Annotated in this window: 20 protein-coding genes; 13 read left to right on the forward strand and 7 right to left on the reverse strand. The window is 38.4% G+C overall.

Annotated elements, in window-relative coordinates:
* The 3 genes from QNH43_RS10830 to QNH43_RS10840 all read left to right on the forward strand — a co-directional run bounded on the left by QNH43_RS10830 (position 1) and on the right by QNH43_RS10840 (position 2,440).
* Positions 1 to 453 (forward strand): DMT family transporter, encoded by a 453-nt coding sequence (locus QNH43_RS10830; protein WP_283917831.1) that lies wholly within the window; start codon positions 1 to 3, stop codon positions 451 to 453.
* 73 nt (positions 454 to 526) lie between these two features.
* Positions 527 to 1,219: a YjjG family noncanonical pyrimidine nucleotidase gene (locus QNH43_RS10835; protein WP_283917832.1), complete on the forward strand. Its 693-nt coding sequence runs from the start codon at positions 527 to 529 to the stop codon at positions 1,217 to 1,219.
* A 108-nt stretch (positions 1,220 to 1,327) separates the two neighbouring features.
* On the forward strand, positions 1,328 to 2,440 hold the full coding sequence (locus QNH43_RS10840; protein ID WP_283917833.1) for a DNA alkylation repair protein: 1,113 nt from the start codon (positions 1,328 to 1,330) through the stop codon (positions 2,438 to 2,440).
* A gap of 135 nt (positions 2,441 to 2,575) precedes the next feature.
* On the opposite strand, the gene QNH43_RS10845 is transcribed toward QNH43_RS10840, so the two are convergent.
* Positions 2,576 to 3,130 (reverse strand): HPP family protein, encoded by a 555-nt coding sequence (locus tag QNH43_RS10845; protein WP_283917834.1) that lies wholly within the window; start codon positions 3,128 to 3,130, stop codon positions 2,576 to 2,578.
* Between the two features lie 122 nt (positions 3,131 to 3,252).
* Positions 3,253 to 3,837, reverse strand: coding sequence for a CGNR zinc finger domain-containing protein (locus tag QNH43_RS10850; RefSeq protein ID WP_283917835.1), 585 nt, complete (start codon positions 3,835 to 3,837; stop codon positions 3,253 to 3,255).
* A gap of 328 nt (positions 3,838 to 4,165) precedes the next feature.
* On the opposite strand from QNH43_RS10850, the gene treP reads away from it, so the two are divergent.
* The 3 genes from treP to treR all read left to right on the forward strand — a co-directional run bounded on the left by treP (position 4,166) and on the right by treR (position 8,112).
* Entirely contained in the window at positions 4,166 to 5,617 is a 1,452-nt protein-coding gene (gene treP, locus QNH43_RS10855; protein ID WP_076368823.1) for a PTS system trehalose-specific EIIBC component, read from the forward strand.
* Between the two features lie 80 nt (positions 5,618 to 5,697).
* On the forward strand, positions 5,698 to 7,368 hold the full coding sequence (treC, locus tag QNH43_RS10860; protein ID WP_283917836.1) for an alpha,alpha-phosphotrehalase: 1,671 nt from the start codon (positions 5,698 to 5,700) through the stop codon (positions 7,366 to 7,368).
* Positions 7,369 to 7,398: 30 nt separating this feature from the next.
* Positions 7,399 to 8,112 (forward strand): trehalose operon repressor, encoded by a 714-nt coding sequence (gene treR, locus QNH43_RS10865; RefSeq protein ID WP_283917837.1) that lies wholly within the window; start codon positions 7,399 to 7,401, stop codon positions 8,110 to 8,112.
* A gap of 245 nt (positions 8,113 to 8,357) precedes the next feature.
* Here treR and QNH43_RS10870 read toward each other — a convergent pair whose 3' ends face one another.
* Together QNH43_RS10870 and QNH43_RS10875 are read right to left on the reverse strand one after the other, a co-directional pair.
* Complete coding sequence (locus QNH43_RS10870) at positions 8,358 to 8,705, reverse strand: DMT family transporter (protein ID WP_283917838.1); 348 nt, start codon at positions 8,703 to 8,705, stop codon at positions 8,358 to 8,360.
* 23 nt (positions 8,706 to 8,728) lie between these two features.
* The gene (locus QNH43_RS10875) at positions 8,729 to 9,055 is read right to left on the reverse strand and encodes a DMT family transporter (protein ID WP_283917839.1); all 327 of its coding nucleotides are present in this window, start codon (positions 9,053 to 9,055) and stop codon (positions 8,729 to 8,731) included.
* A 255-nt stretch (positions 9,056 to 9,310) separates the two neighbouring features.
* Between QNH43_RS10875 and QNH43_RS10880 the strand changes: the two genes are divergently transcribed.
* From QNH43_RS10880 to QNH43_RS10890, 3 genes are all read left to right on the forward strand, one after another.
* Positions 9,311 to 9,463: a hypothetical protein gene (locus QNH43_RS10880; RefSeq protein ID WP_260320878.1), complete on the forward strand. Its 153-nt coding sequence runs from the start codon at positions 9,311 to 9,313 to the stop codon at positions 9,461 to 9,463.
* Between the two features lie 515 nt (positions 9,464 to 9,978).
* Complete coding sequence (locus tag QNH43_RS10885) at positions 9,979 to 10,122, forward strand: DUF3956 family protein (RefSeq protein ID WP_142244635.1); 144 nt, start codon at positions 9,979 to 9,981, stop codon at positions 10,120 to 10,122.
* A gap of 405 nt (positions 10,123 to 10,527) precedes the next feature.
* Positions 10,528 to 10,989 carry a GNAT family N-acetyltransferase gene (locus QNH43_RS10890; RefSeq protein WP_283917840.1) on the forward strand — a complete coding sequence of 154 codons (462 nt, stop codon included), beginning with the start codon at positions 10,528 to 10,530 and terminating at the stop codon, positions 10,987 to 10,989.
* A gap of 65 nt (positions 10,990 to 11,054) precedes the next feature.
* Here QNH43_RS10890 and QNH43_RS10895 read toward each other — a convergent pair whose 3' ends face one another.
* Together QNH43_RS10895 and QNH43_RS10900 are read right to left on the reverse strand one after the other, a co-directional pair.
* Positions 11,055 to 11,357, reverse strand: coding sequence for a CotD family spore coat protein (locus tag QNH43_RS10895; RefSeq protein ID WP_349654810.1), 303 nt, complete (start codon positions 11,355 to 11,357; stop codon positions 11,055 to 11,057).
* A gap of 138 nt (positions 11,358 to 11,495) precedes the next feature.
* A complete protein-coding gene (locus tag QNH43_RS10900) occupies positions 11,496 to 12,413 on the reverse strand; it encodes an aminoglycoside phosphotransferase family protein (protein ID WP_283917841.1) in 918 nt (305 codons plus the stop codon).
* A 158-nt stretch (positions 12,414 to 12,571) separates the two neighbouring features.
* Here QNH43_RS10900 and QNH43_RS10905 point away from each other — a divergent pair, with 158 nt between their 5' ends.
* Both QNH43_RS10905 and QNH43_RS10910 read left to right on the forward strand, forming a co-directional pair.
* Positions 12,572 to 13,348 (forward strand): alpha/beta fold hydrolase, encoded by a 777-nt coding sequence (locus QNH43_RS10905; protein WP_283917842.1) that lies wholly within the window; start codon positions 12,572 to 12,574, stop codon positions 13,346 to 13,348.
* 327 nt (positions 13,349 to 13,675) lie between these two features.
* Positions 13,676 to 14,365 carry an N-acetylmuramoyl-L-alanine amidase family protein gene (locus QNH43_RS10910; RefSeq protein ID WP_283917843.1) on the forward strand — a complete coding sequence of 230 codons (690 nt, stop codon included), beginning with the start codon at positions 13,676 to 13,678 and terminating at the stop codon, positions 14,363 to 14,365.
* A 626-nt stretch (positions 14,366 to 14,991) separates the two neighbouring features.
* Here QNH43_RS10910 and QNH43_RS10915 read toward each other — a convergent pair.
* The gene (locus tag QNH43_RS10915) at positions 14,992 to 15,630 is read right to left on the reverse strand and encodes a LexA family protein (protein WP_283917844.1); all 639 of its coding nucleotides are present in this window, start codon (positions 15,628 to 15,630) and stop codon (positions 14,992 to 14,994) included.
* Positions 15,631 to 15,764: 134 nt separating this feature from the next.
* Here QNH43_RS10915 and QNH43_RS10920 point away from each other — a divergent pair, with 134 nt between their 5' ends.
* Both QNH43_RS10920 and QNH43_RS10925 read left to right on the forward strand, forming a co-directional pair.
* Complete coding sequence (locus QNH43_RS10920) at positions 15,765 to 15,989, forward strand: helix-turn-helix transcriptional regulator (protein WP_283917845.1); 225 nt, start codon at positions 15,765 to 15,767, stop codon at positions 15,987 to 15,989.
* 804 nt (positions 15,990 to 16,793) lie between these two features.
* Positions 16,794 to 18,326, forward strand: coding sequence for an esterase/lipase family protein (locus tag QNH43_RS10925; protein ID WP_283918333.1), 1,533 nt, complete (start codon positions 16,794 to 16,796; stop codon positions 18,324 to 18,326).
* The last annotated feature ends 648 nt before the right edge of the window (positions 18,327 to 18,974 follow it).

The following is an 18,974-nucleotide window of genomic DNA, read 5'->3' on the forward strand; positions in this document are numbered from 1 at the left end:
ATGTTACTTGGATTAAGTTGGGCAATCCTCGCGGGTTCAATGGTCAGTTTACAAAACGTTTTCAATAGTAAAGTAAATGAACATGTCAATCCATGGTCAACGGCTACACTTGTATTAGGGTTGGGCTTTCTTGCCTCGTTTTTATGTGGGTTCGCATTTGAGGGAATGGAGTTTTTTCAACTGCATAATATGAAGCCCTGGTATTGGCTCAGCGGGTTGGTTGGCATAGGCGTGGTCATTTGTGTGACACAGGGAGTTAAGCTTCTAGGACCAACCTTCGCCATTTCAATCGTGATGGCGGCACAGCTTTCATTTGCTCTCGCTTGGGATTCTACAGGTTTGTTGGGACTGGAGAAGGTTCCCTTTACCTACAATCAGTTGGCGAGTATCCTGATTATTATTGCTGGGATGATACTATTCAAAATAGGAGGGAAAAGGAAAACGGTCTCTTGAAATGACATAGAAAGACCATTGTATGGTCACGAGTTATTCAAAGTATGATGAAACATTGAATGGAGCGATACACTTGAACAGATACAAAGCTTTATTTTTTGATATAGATGATACACTTTTAGACTTTCGGAAGGCTGAAAGTGATGCACTGCGCTTACTTCTCAAGGAGCAACGAATTTTGTATACACCGCAAGCGGAGGCGCATTATAAAACAATCAACCAAAACCTGTGGAAGTCATTTGAAATGGGGGAAATATCGCGGGATGAGGTAATCAATACACGATTTTTAATTTTTTTTAAAGAATATGGCCGGACAGTGGACGGGGTTGCACTGGAGAAAACCTATCGTGGTCACTTGGAACAAGGGCACAAAGAAGTTAATGGGGCACAAGAATTGGTAGCGAATTTAGAACTGCACCATGATTTATATATTGTGTCAAATGGGGTCTCCAGGACCCAAGATAAACGCTTGCGGGATTCAGGCTTGCATGCATATTTTAAACGAATTTTCATTTCAGAGTATACTGGATATCAAAAGCCGATGAAAGAGTTTTTTGATTACGTATTTGCCTGTATTCCTGATTTAAAACCGGAACAAGGATTGATAATCGGGGATTCATTAAGTGCGGACATAAGAGGAGGACAAATTGCCGGCATGGATACCTGCTGGTTTAATCCTGAACAGAAGCAGAATGAAGCGGGGATAGAGCCAACCTACGAAATCAAGCAGCTTAGTGATCTATATTCCATAATCAACAAAGCATGACTTGAGTAGCAAAAGCTAGTTGCAATATCATTGTATTTGCGATCAGTACATGGACGATAAAGAATGGCTAAATAAGCAAGTATAACCTGAAGAAAAGAAGTGAATTGAATGGCTGAACCCTTAAAGGATTTATATAATGAAATGTTCATTCGTGAATTCGGCGAAAAAGTAAAGGGTGTCCATCCGTCCTTCTCTACTGAATTGTTTGTAGAGGAAGTGATTGATGAACATTGGGACGAGAGGAAGTTAAAAGAACGAATTAGACATATTTCCATTACTCTTGGAAAGCACCTTCCAAGTGATTATCAAGAGGCTTTGAATATTTTGTATCGACTTGATAAGGATTGTGAAGGTTTTAGATATTTATTTTTCCCGGATTTTGTAGAGGTACATGGATTGAATAAGAAAGATTGGCCGTTATCGCTTGATGCCTTGGAGCGGTTTACTTCAAAGTCATCTTCCGAATTTGCAGTGCGTGCTTTTATCTTACTTGACCCCGTTCAAATGATCGAAAAAATGAAGAACTGGACAAAACATGCGGATGAGCATGTCCGCAGGCTGGCAAGTGAGGGATGCAGGCCCAGGTTACCTTGGGGGCAATCTTTACCGATGTTCAAATCCGATCCGGCACCTGTCTTGGAATTACTTGAGAACCTGAAAAACGATTCATCCCTATATGTTCGCAAAAGTGTGGCCAATAATTTGAATGATATTGCCAAAGATCATCCTAAAACCGTAATAGAAACTGCAAAGTGCTGGTATGAAAGCGGAGAGCCCAACACGATTTGGATTGTCCGACGGGGATGCAGGACCCTAGTTCGTCAAGGAGATCCAGAAGTCCTTTCATTATTTGGATACACGGATGTATTGAATGATCCGAATATCATTACAAAGGCATTTATAAGAAATGAACCTGACTCGATTTATATTGGGGAAACCAATGAACTTCATTTCGGCTTTCAGGTGCATGCGGAGAAAACAGCGAAACTTCGCATTGAGTATGCCATCGATTTCGTAAAAGCCAATCAGAAAACGTCCCGTAAAATTTTCCTTTTGGCGGATAGGGATTTCTCTGATGGTGAAAGAGTTGAAAGAGTGAGGATTCACAGTTGGAAAGACCTGACGACCCGTCGACATTATATGGGAATCCATCGAATAACACTCCTTGTGAACGGAGTGGAGGTTGCAGAAACGCATATCAAACTAAACGCTGAAGGATAACTTGAAAAGTATGGGAGTTCTTGATTAATTAACAGGATTACCGGCACTTATAACTGACAAACGAGGAGCTAAAAGTTCCTCGTCATTAATTATTTAATGATAGTGAAAGAATTGCAATAACACATTAAAAAGCAATCAAATCCAAAAAGTTGGATAACTCCGATTGCTGCGCAAATTATTAATGAGCAATGCCAGTAGAACGATTATCACAGCACCAGTTAAAACAGGCGTAAATAAATAACTCCAGCTATACTGGCCAAGCATGACTACAAGCGGATCTGCCCCAGCTGGCGGGTGCGTCGTTTTTGTCAACATCATCACCGCAATTGCTAATCCGACAGCCAGGCCGATCGCCCAAGGCTCATCGCCAAAAAAATGGTAGGAAGCTAAACCTATGAATGTTGAAATGAAATGGCCGCCAATTATATTCCTTGGCTGTGATAACGGCGCGTTCCACAGACCGAACGCCAGTACACAGCTGGCACCAAAAGGAGCCATTAACCACGCTGCTGAAGTTATTTTTGTTAAAAGAATTAAAGCGAATATTGTTAAAAATCCTCCAATCAGTCCCGTTATTGCGTCCTTTACATTTATCTGTAAAGGGCTTCTTCCTTTTCCCTTCATCTTCGAAAAATAACGAAGATGAAAAAAGTGTTTTTCTTTAGGCCTCGCTATTGATATACGGTCCAATATTACCCCTCCCTTCTTATATAATTAGACATTACTCGAAATAAACTAACCTGTCAAAAACAATTTTATAGGTTAGTTTAAAAATTCATAAAAAAACCAACTTTTATAATTAAGTTGGCTCTTCATTGATCATCAGATTTCCGGTGTTGAAATCGGGCAACCTTTTTCCTATTCCCGCATATTTTCATTGAACACCACTTGCGTCTTCCGCTTTCATCGATAAATAACAGTACACAATCATCATTCGAGCACCGCTTTAGTGATGACAGCTTATTTTCTTCGATTAATGTCAATGTGTCAAAAGCAATATAAGATAGGAGGATATCTTCGGCTTCTCCAACTGGTATGGGAACAAGTTTTTGAGTCATTAATTTATAAGTGAAAGGTGATTTTTCGATTTTATTTTCTAAAAAAGCGATAAACTCATCGGAAACCATATTTCCAGCTGCTATTGACTCAAATTGTTTTCTTAAAATAGTACGCATTTCCAGTATGTCTACAAATACCTGTTGATTTCTCTCTTTAATTTTCAAGGATAGCTGATTATCCCAATATGCGTTTTTCCCTTTTATTACAGCAAGCCATTCCAGCACATCCGATTCTGAGAGTAATAAGTCTTGCCGCTGACCACGACTGACTAGTTCCGTGTTCACTAAATCCAGAGAAAGATTACCTGATATTAATGGAAATTTATTAGTTTCGGACATAGATTCATCTCCCATTTTTCAACGAAATTCTAACCATTAAAATGCTAATAAAGAGGTTATGTTATCATTATACCCTATTTCGGAATCTTTCAGCTACTCGTCTTTCTTGAGAAATGACGGCGATAACATGAAGCGTAATATCAAAAATGATATTGTCAATTAACAGTATAGTAAATGAAATCACATGATTATCAATCCTATTAAAGTGAGGGAAAAAGTTCTTGACAGAACCTGTACGTACAGGATAATATGAAAGCGTATACAGAACCTATACGTACAGGTTATAAAAACAACTATATTTTGCTTTCTAGGGAAAGGAAGTAGTGAAATGGGTAAATACACAGAACCAGCAACGGATTTGCTTCAACATGTCGGAGGGAAAGAAAATATTGCAACGGTTACGCATTGTGCGACAAGAATGCGATTTGCTTTGAAGGACCCCTCCAAGGCGGATGTGACGAATATCGAATCAATTAAGCTTGTGAAAGGAACGTTTACACAAGCGGGCCAGTTCCAGGTCATAATCGGGAACGAAGTATCATCGTTTTATAATGAATTCGTTTCCATAGCTGGACTTCAGGAAGCGTCAAAAGAAGATGTGAAAAATGCTGCTAAACAGAATATGAGCTGGCTGCAGCGTATGATTGCCCATCTTGCGGATATTTTCACCCCGCTGATTCCTGCCATTGTCGTTGGCGGACTCATTCTTGGATTCCGCAATATCATTGGCGATATTAAAATGTTCGATGATAGCACAAAAACCCTTGTGGATATTTCCCAATTTTGGGCAGGGGTCCATGCTTTCCTTTGGTTGATAGGTGAAGCTATTTTTCATTTTCTTCCTGTTGGGATTACATGGTCGATCTCGAAGAAAATGGGCACGACTCAAATTCTCGGCATCGTCCTTGGTTTGACCCTGGTTTCCCCACAACTTCTTAATGCATATGCAGTGGCAAACACAAAGGCAAGCGACATACCTTTTTGGGATTTCGGTTTTGCCCAGGTCGATATGATCGGCTACCAGGCTCAAGTCATCCCAGCTATACTTGCAGGGTTCGTCTTGGCGTATTTAGAACGGTTCTTGAGAGATAAAGTGCACAATTCCATTTCCATGATCGTCGTTCCATTTTTCGCTTTACTTCCAACTGTAATCATTGCCCATACCATTCTGGGGCCTTTAGGCTGGAAAATCGGTTCTGTCATCTCTACAGTTGTATATTCGGGATTGACTTCATCAGTTGGCTGGTTATTTGCTGCCGTTTTCGGCTTTGCCTATGCACCGCTTGTCATCACGGGACTGCATCACATGACAAATGCAATCGATCTTCAGCTTATGAGTGAACTTGGCGGTACGAACCTATGGCCGATGATCGCATTATCCAATATTGCACAAGGAACGGCCGTGCTTGCGATGATTTACATCAACAGAAAGGACCAGGAGGAAAGGCAAGTTTCCATACCCGCTACGATTTCATGTTATCTCGGGGTAACCGAGCCAGCCATGTTCGGGATTAACCTGAAATACGGCTTTCCGTTCTTAGCCGGTATGATCGGTTCACTTTTCGCAGGGATCGTTTCAGTCGGATCTGGAGTAATGGCAAATTCCATCGGTGTTGGAGGGATCCCAGGTATCCTATCCATCCAGCCACAGCACATGGGAATGTTTGCGCTTGCGATGTTGGTAGCTTTCGTTGTGCCATTCATTTTGACTATTGCATTCTCCAAACGTCCTAAAATGAATTTGAAAACAAGAACGAAAACAACGAAATTAAATGCTTAATAACGCGGAGGGAGAGCATTCTCCCTCTTTTTTTACCATACTGGCAATAGATACATCAGGGATAGCAGAGGAGGATCACAATGAAGGATTTTAAAAAAAGCACCATCTATCAAATTTATCCGAAGTCATTTATGGATTCGAACGGTGACGGCATCGGGGACATAAATGGTGTTATTGAAAAACTTGATTATCTGAATGAACTGGGAGTGGATTATATTTGGCTGACCCCTTTTTATCGTTCACCTCAGAATGATAATGGTTATGATGTAGCGGATTATACATCCATTGATCCTGTTTTCGGGACGATGGATGATTTCGAAAGATTGGTGAAGGAAGCCAATTCGCGAGATATCCAAATCATGCTGGATATGGTATTCAACCATACATCAACAGAGCATGAATGGTTCCAAAAAGCATTGGCTGGAGATAAAGAATATAAGGACTATTATATTTTCAAGAAATCGAAAAATGGAGAGCCCCCTACCAATTGGATTTCGAAATTCGGAGGCCCTGCATGGGAATATGTAGCGGAACATGATGAATACTACCTTCACTTGTTCGATCGGACCCAAGCTGATCTTAACTGGGAAAATCCCAGAGTAAGGCAGGAAATCTTCAATGTAGTAAACTTCTGGATGGATAAAGGTGTCAAAGGATTCCGTTTGGATGTGATCAATCTTATTTCGAAACCTGACTCCTATGAAAATGACGATGATGGAGATGGACGCTGCTTTTATACAGATGGTCCCAAAATTCATCAATTCCTTAAAGAGATGAATGAAGAAACATTTGGGAAGGATGTAGAGGTGATGACTGTAGGGGAAATGTCATCGACGACCATTGACCATTGCATCAAATATTCATCTCCAGTTGAAAAGGAGCTGTCCATGGTATTCAGTTTCCATCATCTAAAGGTGGATTATAAAGAGGGGGAAAAGTGGTCACTTGCAGATTTTGACTTCAGGCAGTTAAAGGAGATCCTAAGCAGCTGGCAGTATGGGATGCAAGAAGGAAATGGATGGAATGCCCTGTTCTGGTGCAACCATGACCAGCCGAGGATCGTGTCCAGGTTTGGGAATGATCAAGAGTATCATAAGGAATCTGCCAAGATGCTGGCAACAGCCATTCATATGCTTAGGGGAACCCCTTATATTTATCAAGGGGAGGAAATAGGAATGACCAACCCGAAATTCAATGATATTGGACAATATCGGGATGTGGAATCGATTAATTATTATAATATTTTAAAAGAGGCAGGCAAGGATGAAAACGAAATAATCGAAATTCTTCAGGCTAAATCCCGTGATAATTCTCGAACTCCCATGCAGTGGGAAGATACGGAGCACGCAGGCTTTACAAAAGTGACGCCATGGATTTCAGTGCCTGATAATGCTAAGGTAATCAACGCTGAACACGCACTGAAGGATCGGGATTCCATTTTTCATCATTACCAAAAACTTATATTCTTACGCAAGAAACATGATATCATTGCATATGGGGACTACCAGGAAATTCTTGGCGACCACGACCAATTGTTCGCATATGTTCGTAGTCATAAAGATGAGAAACTTTTGGTCATCAATAACTTTTATGCAAAAGAAGCGTCCTTCAAGATTCCAAATGATATGGACCTATTCGGATACAACTCAGAGCTCTTGCTCTCAAACTATATCGATTCGAAAGAACTTTCAGGTGATTTTATCCTTCGTCCCTATGAATCGGTTGCCTATTTGTTGAAAAAGGACAAGTAGCAGACAAGAAAAATATATTGTGGTGATGAAATGAACAGCAAATATCTATCGCTATATGGTGATATCGTTTCAAAAATTGAAGAAGGAACCTTTCCGACAAATTCAAAGCTTCCTTCCGAAAGCAGCTTCATGGAAGAGTATGACATATCCAGGGATACTGTGAGAAAGTCCTTACAGTTGCTTGAACAAAATGGATATATCCATAAAATCAAAGGCAAGGGTTCATTTGTCTTGGATTTCAGCAAATTTAATTTTCCTGTAGCAGGATTGATTTCCTATAAAGAAATGGTGGAAAAGTTGAATTTGCATTCCAAAACGATCATCCATAAGTTGGAGCTTGAGACCCCCGACGCAAATATGTCCAAGCTTTTAGACTTAACTGATGATGGTGAGGTATGGAAAGTGTTCCGGGTACGGCAAATCAATGGCAAGAAAATCATACTGGACAAAGACTATTTCAAAAGCGAGTTCGTAACTAACTTGACGAAGGAAATTTGTGAGGATTCGATTTATGGATATATCGAAAAGGAACTCGGGCTCCAGATCGGTTTTTCCAATAAGGAAATTACCGTGGAACCATGCAGTGAAGAAGATAAACAATTATTGGACATTGAAGACTTCGATATGGTGGCAGTCGTGAAAAGTACGGTCCATTTAATCGATGGAAGCTTGTTTCAGTATAGCGAATCCAGGCATAGACCCGATAAATTCAAGTTCACGGACTTTGCACGCAGGACTTGGTGAAGGCTATAGGTATTTGATGACTGGCAGTCTACGGATGAAATGTAAAAACAATTAGCTTGCCAAGGAAATGCTGTAGAATCAGGGATGGACTGATTCATGAAAGTTCAGTTCCATTCAAAAGGGGAAGGTCGCCGTGGCGGCCTTTTTTAATGCTGTTCAATGTATCGTGTTATTCTTATAGACATCGAATTGGACTCTTTTTATTTTTAAACGACCGGGGGGAGAGGAGGAGAGTCGTCAAATCATTAGTTTGACGATCCCTCTGCTTGTTTTGGAGAATGGGAAGCATTTAGTAAAACCACTCCACCAATGATTAATACTAAGCCACCAAATGTAGTGATACTAAATGGCTCACTCCATAATAGTACGCCAATTAATGCCGTTAAGGCTGTGCCTATTCCTGACCAAATGGCATATGCTAAGCTTAACGGAATTGTTTTAAGACATATAGATAAGCTATAAAATGCAATTCCAAATCCTATTATAACTCCAAATGATGCGAATAAATGTGAGAATCCTTCAGACAACTTAAGCATGGTTGTACCAAATACTTCGCTTATGATGGATATCCCTAAAGCTATGTATCCTTTCATACTATTACCTCCGATTACTTATGTTAATTGCCCCCGCTTGAGAGCTTCAAAACCACCACTCCTCCAATGATCAGGACTAAACCTAAAAATTTCTTCAGGCTAAAGCTTTCTTTATAAACGATAACTCCCACTAAAGCAGTTAAAGCTGTGCCTATTCCCGACCAAATGGCATAAGCGGTTCCAAGCGGAATGGTTATTAGTGATAATGACAGGCAATAAAAAGCCAAACCCATTCCAATTACCACGCCAATGGAAGGGAATAACTTTTTAAACCCGTTTGATACTTTTAACATCGAGCTGCCAAACACTTCACTTAGGATGGCTATTGCCAAAAACGCATAAGGATTCAAGATGAACTCCTCCTAAATATTCATTCTAATTTCGTCACTTCCCCAAGAATCTTATCATCTAAAGGACTCATATTAAACTAATACCACCTATAGTTAGTTTCATTTTTTTGTCATTGCTGTTCACGCTCAATATTAGGCTGAAAGTGATGCAATAAGCGCTTCTTCGAACCTGATAGCAACATATAAGAAGGATGAACTGATTTAAACAAAGAATGCTTCAATAAGGCGATTACAGATGTCAGCCATGCCGTTTCCATAAAAACATCTATACCCATTTTATCAGGAAAAAAGATAGTGGCTAATGACGTTTGCTTAACCCTTCTTGGCAGTAATTCCGATATTGTCATTATTTTGGCTTGCTTGAGCACTGGCGGAAGAATCTCTTCAAAGAGGTTTATTTTAAGATAAACCTCGATAGAATATGTGGTATGAATATGACCCGACAATAGCTAAATACTCACGATTCGTTTTTCAGTAGGATTTATTCCCCTGTCCAGTGAGGAACGCGCCAAGTACAATACCGGAGCATTTAAGCCAATGGGTCTTTACAGAAGGTTCATTTTATAACATGGAAACATAAAAAGATGGGGATATGCAGCAAATCCATACTAGCCTTTGGAATAAAATAAGAAAGGGGGAGAAAAAGTCAACCATATGACCTGTTCTCCTTTTTGTTCTTAGGAATCCGCCACTTCAATCAGACAGTTAGGGCGAAACTGCTAAAACTACATACTTTAATATAACCTAATTGTTCATTCTTTCCTTTTTCTCACCTCTGATAATCCTTTATTACAGGCATATAGGCAATTAACATAGTAATTTTAAACTTACTATTACATCTTAAAATCAAACTATTAAACTATTACACTTTTATATTTCTTTCATATACTACTATATCTTTTAATAGAAAGGGGGAAGAAAGAGTGCAATCTCCTTGTATCTTAGAAGTTGATGGTCAATTCTTTTTAGTCACTGAAATTGATGATGTAGCTACACTTAGAATCCGTATTTCATCTCTATTAGCATCAACTTTGATTGGATTAGGATTTCCAGTCTGCGGAGAATAGATCACGTTCCCAATAATTTAGGTATTCCATTTTAGTGCATACACTTCAAAACTAGTTAATATAATCAGATGTTATCGGCATGTAAAAAGGGATCTTCCAATTGAAAATCCCTTTTTACTACTTCTTCTACTAACGACCAGTAAATCATAAGCTAAACAAAAAGTCTTTGGTAATACTGGCACGATTGTTACTAATATCCAAATGATATTTTCCACTTATTTATTAGTATGTTGCAACTGTTGAGTCGCGTCTTTTTTTTACTCAGAATGAAAAAAGAACTTTGCCTGTGTCTTTAGGAATGGGATTCTTTTTTACGGCTATTGACTGGCTTTATAAATGATTGTACTTTTGAATGAAGACATTGCTGGTATATGGAAATTCAAAGGATATGATAGGGGGATAATCATGTATGTTTGTCAAACCAGGGATCATGAAGTAATTGCAAAACTAAATCGAAATGTTCACAATTTGCATGCAAAACTATATCCTAAGTATTTTAAGGAATATGATTATAGTGCCATGAAAGAAACTTTCAAAAATCTGGTTGAAAATAACAGTTTTGTTTTTCTCGTTTTAAAAGAACTAGAAGAACCGATCGGTTACGCATGGATTGAAATTAAAACCTATCCAGAAAGCGCTTTTAAAAATGAGTATAAATCAGTATATGTACATCAGCTTAGTATCAATGAAAATCAAACCCAAAAAGGTTACGGTAAAAAACTAATGAATGAGGTCTATGAAATTGCCAAAAAGAATGATATAGATTTAATTGAACTGGATTATTGGTTTGAAAACATAGCGGCAAAAGAGTTTTATAAGAAACAAAACTTTAAAAAGTATAGGGAGTTCGCGTTTAGACAGTTGTAATCCTTTGAATGTCCATTTTCAAAGGTTGAAGGAATGAATAAAAACCCCTAATTGGGGTTTTTTAATTAATATCTTAACATTCTCCTCGAATAACTGGGGGGTTGAGGAACTCCACAAACAAAGCTTTGGCTATAACACTCTTTTACAATACTTCGGGTATGGGGTATAAATGTGTTGAAGTGTTTATTCACGGTAGTTGTATGTGTCGGGTGAAAAACTGGAATCACAGTGTTAATGACATTAGTTTTAACATTTTGCTTTGTTGGGGAGATTTGAGGTGGATTATACTGAGTAGGCATTCTGTGATGCGGGCAATATTGTGGTGGACATTGACCGCCTTTCCTATGCCTCCAGGGCTTATTATACATTTAAACACCTCCTGGATTTTTTTGAGAGTCATTGTTAGTTTATGAAAAAAATTGATAAAGGGACTGGTATAAATGCCTTTATCAAAAGTTCATGGGCATATCAGATCTTTCACTCATTTTTAAAAAATTGAATGATCATTAATTTAAACGAATTTGGTTAATTGCTTGACGAACAAATGACTTGTGTCTTTTCCTCCAGCTATTTTCCTTGCGTTTTTCCAAACCCCATTCAGGAAATGTAGATAACCGTAACGCGGCAAATAATTGCCAGAAGGGTAAGTTTGTAAAATTCACCTCCGGCATCATGGATTTATATTGATTTGTGAAGTGATCCATCGCTTGCATTCCAAAATGATATGAAATTTCGAGTTGACTATTGGCGAGGTCAGCCAAAGGGTCCCCTAAGCCTGAGTCTTCCCAATCAATTATTGAAACTAGTTTATCGTCTTTCCATAATATATTTCCTGGCCAATAATCACCATGAAGGATCACTTCTCTATTCATGGAGGGTAATGGCAAGGAAGATTTTAACAAATCTCTAATCAAGCTCAGATTTAATGTTTCATCCAGGATTACCTTATTTTTATTATTTAACATCTCTACATATGTATTTTCTAGTTTAGGAAGGAATGATAAAGAAAAATTTGCACAATCAACACGATGGATTTTTGCCAGATTGATTGCCAATTGTAAGATATGATCATTAAGATTTGAAGGGGTGAATTCCGACTTACCCCCAATAAACTCGATAAGTATGCTTGGCTTGGAAAATATCTCGCAGGATTGCTCGAAGTAATAAGGCATCGGTACAGGCAAACCGGCAGCTTTCAATATCCCTAAGAGCTTGTGTTCATCTGCTGCAATATTTGGATTCCGTTTCAAGTCATTATCACCATGCTGACGAACGATCATTTTTATGATTCGCCCTGACGGTTGCAATATTTCAAGTCCTGTCACCTGTGCAGAAATTCCGCCTTTTAATTTCCATGCACGAATTAGCTTGTTTCCTTGATCTAACTTTTGAACCAATCGTTCAAACTTATCATATTCGTTCATCATATGACATCTCCTTAATCCCGTTCAATTTAAGGAATTTAACTTCACATTTTCCTATAACATTCATGAAAAATTCAAAAGCCCCATATTTGACTGCAATCTCAATAAATGAAACCAATAACTTGTTACACACGTAAAGTAATTTAAACAAGTGAGGTGTGCTGGCATTGAAAATTGAAAAATATAAAGTGGATACACCAAAAGGGACGTTACAATATAATATTAGTGGAAACGGCAAACCAAATATAGTTTTAATTAACGGTGGCTCTGGGCCGATAGAGGGTTGGATGAAAATCCTGCCGGCTATTTCGGAAACTTCATCAGTATTTTCCTATAATCGTTTTGGTGTTGCTGGCAGCGATAAACCGAAGGAAATCCAAGACGGGATAAATATTGTTAACACTTTACGAGAAGCATTAACAATCGTGGGATTTGAACCTCCATATTTATTGGTGGGACATTCCCTAGGCGGCTTATATGCTAATTTATATTCCCGACTTTACCCAAAAGAAGTAGCGGGAATTGTTTTTTTAGAATCCAGTACCACGAAAGATATTAGCCTTAATGAATATCAAGGCAAGGCAGTAAAAACCATTAATAAGATGTTCAAGATGTTTGATTCCTTGTCTTCACATAAACGATTCAATGAAGTTGATTTTGTGGAAAAAACTGTAAATAAAATCCAACAAACTGATACATTTCCCGAAATACCTGTATTTGTAATTACCGGTGGACAAGAAAATCGAATGATGCCAGAGGAAGTTCGAAAAAAAAGACTTGAGAACCAATTGGAATTACTATCACTGTCAAGAAACAGCAAACACATTGTCGCTGAAGAAAGTGGGCATTTTCCACAATTATCAGAACCCACCATAGTGATTGACTCAATCAAAGATTGTGCAGAAGCAATTAATAAAATAAACCATCACCAATAAATGCTAAGCTTTTTTTTATAGCATTAATGTTAATGTTGACTTTTTTAAAATCTCTCTATCTCCTTCCATCACTTTGTTTATAGAGGGCTTATTCTCCAATGATTCCTGATACCAAAGTGAAAAAATAGAAGAAAGCTTTTTCAAAAAATTCTCGTCGTTGGGCGAATGTCATAATATAATATGCCATAAACACCTTTTGGGGTGTATTTTTTTTGGAACGGCAGCAGAGATGAAGAATTCTATATTATTTTGAAATTTCTTTAATCCGATAGTTATGTGTACAAGCATTTGTTAATACATAGCATAAGATTAATAGAGGTGATAGAAATGGTAAAAGTATTTATTGATCCCGGCCATGGAGGTACGGATCCAGGCTCGGTGGGGAATGGATTGATAGAAAAGGATTTAACTTTATCCATTGCAACTCGAATCAAAGACATCTTATTACTAGAATATAAAAACGTTTATGTGAAAATGAGCAGGACCCAAGATTCGTACCCCTCCTTAAACGATCGTACGAATGCAGCGAACGCGTGGGGAGCTGACTTTTATCTCTCCATCCACATTAATGCCGGCGGCGGAACTGGGTACGAGGATTACATCTATACGTCCACTAACCAGATCACGAAAACGTATCAAGATTATATTCATTCAGAAATCATGAAGCTTATCAACATCCAGGACAGAGGACAAAAAACAGGAGATTTACATGTACTCCGTGAAACGGACATGCCTGCACTCCTCACTGAAAATGGATTTATCGATAATGTCAATGACGCAGCCAAATTGAAAACGGCATCCTTTATCGAATCACTGGCTCGCGGACATGTTAACGGATTAGTTAAATGCTTCAATCTTACAAAGAAAAGTACAGCTGTATACCACACTGTCGTTAGTGGGGATACCGTATACTCCTTAAGCATCGCTTATGGCAGTACGGTTCAGCAAATTAAAGATTGGAACGGTCTTGACAGTCAGTACACAATTACAGTAAACCAGAAGTTGCGGGTGAAATGAATAATTAATAATTGACTGGTTAAATTATTATTAACTTCCAGAAGCACTCCACGCAGGAAGCCCTTCTCAAAAAGAGAGGGGCTTTTCCTGATTCAGGAAGTTGCATGCGGTGGCTACAATGTTTTCCGGCGCTCTTCCCTTCTAGAGCTACAGAGTCAAATGCTAATTCTCCAATTATAAGATTCTTACATGAGGTTGTGAATCGAATAATAAAAATTCGGCCTGCGACGCATATATTTTCCTAATAAAATTAAGCAATGAAATAAATAATCTAGGTAAAACGGATATGATTTTAAATCGCTGATTGATAAGTGCAGGTGATTCAATATTACGATAGTTTTCGTTTTTTTAATTCATCAGTAAATGGTCTAAAAAACTGGTTCTGCGGGAGTTGTATAAGCTGGTTATTCCACTTCTTAACTAAAGTAAGTTATGCTTTTTCATAAAAGCTGGCACAAATTTAAATGGATTCTTTTTAATGGCATATAAAAAGAACAAAAGCTAAAAAGCACAAACCATAATGGCTTGTACCTGAAATGTATCATCAAATAACTGAATTGAAACTATGTATTGTTGCTCATTACTCATTTATTTTCTTTTCTGTAAAGAAACCCTCGAGTTGGATATTAATCGTATATTTTAATGGCTTGAACCACTTTTCCTAAAATACGGACTCTATCATTTTTGATGTTATAGGTTTTTTCTTCATAAAAAGGATCCGTGCTGCAGGGAGTGAGTGTGATGTTCCCTTCATTGATATTCACTTTTTTGACTGTAGCATCCTGACCATTTACTAAAACCACACCAATCTTTCCGTTTTCGACGTAGGTTGTTTTTTCAACGAGAATCAGTGATCCGTCTCTGAATTCTTTGTTCATGCTATTGCCATTCACTCTAAGGAAAAAATATTCTTTATTCGATTTTAGCATCGAATTTAATGTCGGCATATAGGCTTCAATATATTCATTGGTGAAATTAGGATCTCCAGCAGGGATATTTCCGTAAATACCAATTAATCTTACATTCTTTTCATTTAGGAATTCCATTCCAGGATTATTGCTGACGACAGGTGCTCCTTCAATGAGGTGGGATAGCGGTATTTCAAAGCATGTGGACATCATGCTCAATTTATCCATTAAAGGTTTATTCCGCCCGGATTCCCAGGCCGATACTGCCGTTGGGGCCACTTTTAATATATTTGCCAAATCTTCTTGTGTCATTTTTCTTTCTTTTCTTAACATTTTAATCCGTTCACCAATGTGCATATTTCTTCACCTCTTACTTGAATATACACTATGAGTGAAAGTGAGTAAACTTAAAGTGCGTGAATTTTGCGAAAAATTGTTGAAAACTATACTTCAAGTGTGATATTATTTTTTTAGACAGGTGGTGACAAGATATGACAAACGTTAAGTTCACTCTTAAACAAGCGAGGAAGTATAAAGGATTAACTCAAGATGAAATGGCTAAAGTGCTGAAGATGGCCAAGAGGACTTACATTGACTATGAGAAATATAAGATTCCTTTGCGAATCGATAAGGCTTATTTATTTGCTGAATGTGTAGGATTCTCAATCGACGAGATCATTTTTTTTGATCCTCACCTACACTTCAAATGTAGTTGAAAGTCCAAGTGTACCAGCGTTTATTCAACAGAGTGGCCATTCGGTATGTAAAGTCTAATCAAGGCAATCCTAACTTCCATGGGACAAGATTCAAGGAATGATGGAAAGAAGGTGAACAAAGTGGAAATGGAAATTGATTCTTTAGAAGTTGCAGTAGGAGCGGCTGCGGTTAGCACATTCGTGGAGAGGAGGAAAAGGAGGAATTACTTAAAGGAGTAAAAATCCAAACTTCTTGGGTGTTCCTTAATAAAAGGGCTGTATGCTGATATATTATATAAAATGGACGATTGATACTGAGATCACAATGAATGACAGCCAATTGTTGTGAAACATTTTTATTTAATTAATGTATAGAACGGATTTTCAAACACCATGAATAGGAGCAATTGGACAATGGCAAATTCGAAGGAAAAGTTAATATGGATGAACAAGCCCTTATCCTTTGCAGGATAAGGGCTTGTTCTCATTTTTGTGAACTTGAAGCAATCCGATTTCCTCCGTAATTACGACTCCATGAAATGAAAAAGACTGCATACCTAAATGACTGAAAACGAATCTTCATACTTTATCTCCATTTTTAATGAACTTCTTCTAGTTTTTTTCTCCCATCTTTATGAACATGGCAGGTAATGGTATGCAAAAGTACAATTATATAATAATGAAGGCTATGGAAGTCCTGGGAAGGGGGCATTGATAATAGGATGAGTTCGAAAAAATACCACAGGATATTGGAGGAGATAACATTTGAAAAGAAATGTATTCAATTATGTCGTTTTTCTTGTCCTCATTCTAACCATATTAATTATGGCTAAGCCGGATATTTCCTCAGCAGGGAAATTGAAGCCGCCCTCCGAAACTTTCAGCCCAGGGGATTGGTTTCTTGGAAGCATTCCCCCCAATCTTGATAAAGAGAAACCACCGATCGTGTTTGTTCAAGGGAGAAACAGCAGTTCGACCAGCTGGTACGGTGAAACGGAATATCATGGGATCAATGATATGTATACCAAAGCGTATGAAGCAGGCTACCAAACGGTTTTTGTTCAGCTTCATGATTCAGCTGGAAATGGATCTGTGAGCCAATATGCTAATGGAAGGCTTTTAGCCCAAATGCTTTCAGAAATCAGTAACCATTTCGGGGGCGCAAAAGTAAATATTATAGCTCACAGCAAAGGGGGGGCAGACACTCAAGCGGCTCTAGTACACTATGGAGCCCACCAATATGTTGGAAGGGTCATCACTTTAGCTTCCCCTCATCATGGTTCTTACCTTGCTGATTTGGCTTATAGCTGGTATGCGGGCTGGCTTGGTTCCCTATTAGGTCAAAAAGATGATGGAACTTATTCTTTACAAGTTGGTAAAATGGCGGAATTTCGTTCTGTCACCGATAACCATGTTAATTCTCGTAAAAACATGTATTTCACAGTGGCGGGTATGAACAGAGGCCCGGTTCTTTCTGCTTTATCAATGGGTGGACAATATTTATCTTCCTATGGCGAAAATGATGGTCTAGTAAATGTATGGAGTACAAAAATACCGTACGCAACACATTTATTTACGGATCCCAACTTTGACCACGACAATATTCGAATCGGTTCAGCTGTATTTTCAAGAATTGAACCCTATTTAAGGAGTACTTCCACCACTGGTATTCCAGGATTAAATGTCAGCTATAAAGAACGAGTTGAAGATGATGTCATTACAACCGCACTCGCTCAAACCGTTCTGGGTGATGTCCTGAAACAAAATGTTTGGACTGAACAAAGTTTTCATGTAAATGAAACAGCCCCGGGTAATATTACCATATATACAGCCTCGGATGATGTCGAGGTTGAATTGATCTCTCCATCCAATAAAAAGTATTCACCTTCCTTAAAGGTTGATTCAGCCAAAAATGAAACTTCCTTTTTTAATGGTGCGACCATCCAATCATTCAATAGGAACAAGCTCGAAATCGGTGACTGGATAGTACGAATGAAGACTAAATCACCAAAAGACGCTTACCTGTTCACAGCACAATTTAACGAAAAGAATCCCATTACATTAAGCATGGCCGGAAAAGTTAAGCAAAAAGATGCAAAATTTTTAATAAAGAATCCAATGAATGGTAAAAAAACGCCCATCAGCACAACATTTTTGGTTCATTTAGTAGATGAAACCGGTAATGAAATTAATGGGAAAAGCTCAATTAAGGTACTGGAGACCGAAAATTATACTGGTACCCTTCCAGAAGTACCTAAGTCAGGTGTTTATAATGTAACAATTGATGTCAAGGAAAAAAATGTGGATGGCACTGAAAGAACCCGGACGCTGATACGTTCGGTCTATATCGAGAAATAGTGAAATGCCTTCTCTTGTTGAGCAGGTATCAAATTCAAAGAAAAGTCAGTTTGACTATAGTTTTTTCTGAAGGCTCTTTTCATAAAGATTGTTGTTTTTAAAACGAAACGATTTAAGGTTGATTGGAGAGGAAGTGCGAGACTCCTGCGGGAGAAGCGGGACAGGTGAGACCCCACAGGCGTTCACGCCGAGGAGGCTCACCGCCCGCCCCGTGGAAAGCGAGCATCTGGAGGGGAAATCAACCACACCGCATTATTTGGTAAATAGCAACAAAGTATGCGAAAACAGCCTTTCTAACAAAGCATTCAGTTTGAAAAATCGCCTCCATTTTCACTGACTTTCTGCCAAGCCTCATCAAAGCATGCATCTAATGGATCTCGGTTAGTCAGTCTTTCGGCAAGAACGTCGTAAATCTCTTAAATCAGGTGAGGGTTTCATCCATATAAACAAATAAAAAAATGAAGCATAACCTAGTTTTCTTTTAAAAATCATGGTTCGGGATAAGGGCATTCCGAACCTCCTTTTTCACCAAATTGATCCTTATCTTTTGAAAGGTATTTTGTGGGTAATGTTTAATAATATCGTTAACATGGTAGTTGGTGATATAGACAAAGGAAACATTCAGGTAGTAATTGTTAATATAGATAT

The sequence above is a fragment of the Peribacillus simplex genome, from assembly GCF_030123325.1.
Lineage (GTDB): Bacteria > Bacillota > Bacilli > Bacillales > DSM-1321 > Peribacillus > Peribacillus simplex_D.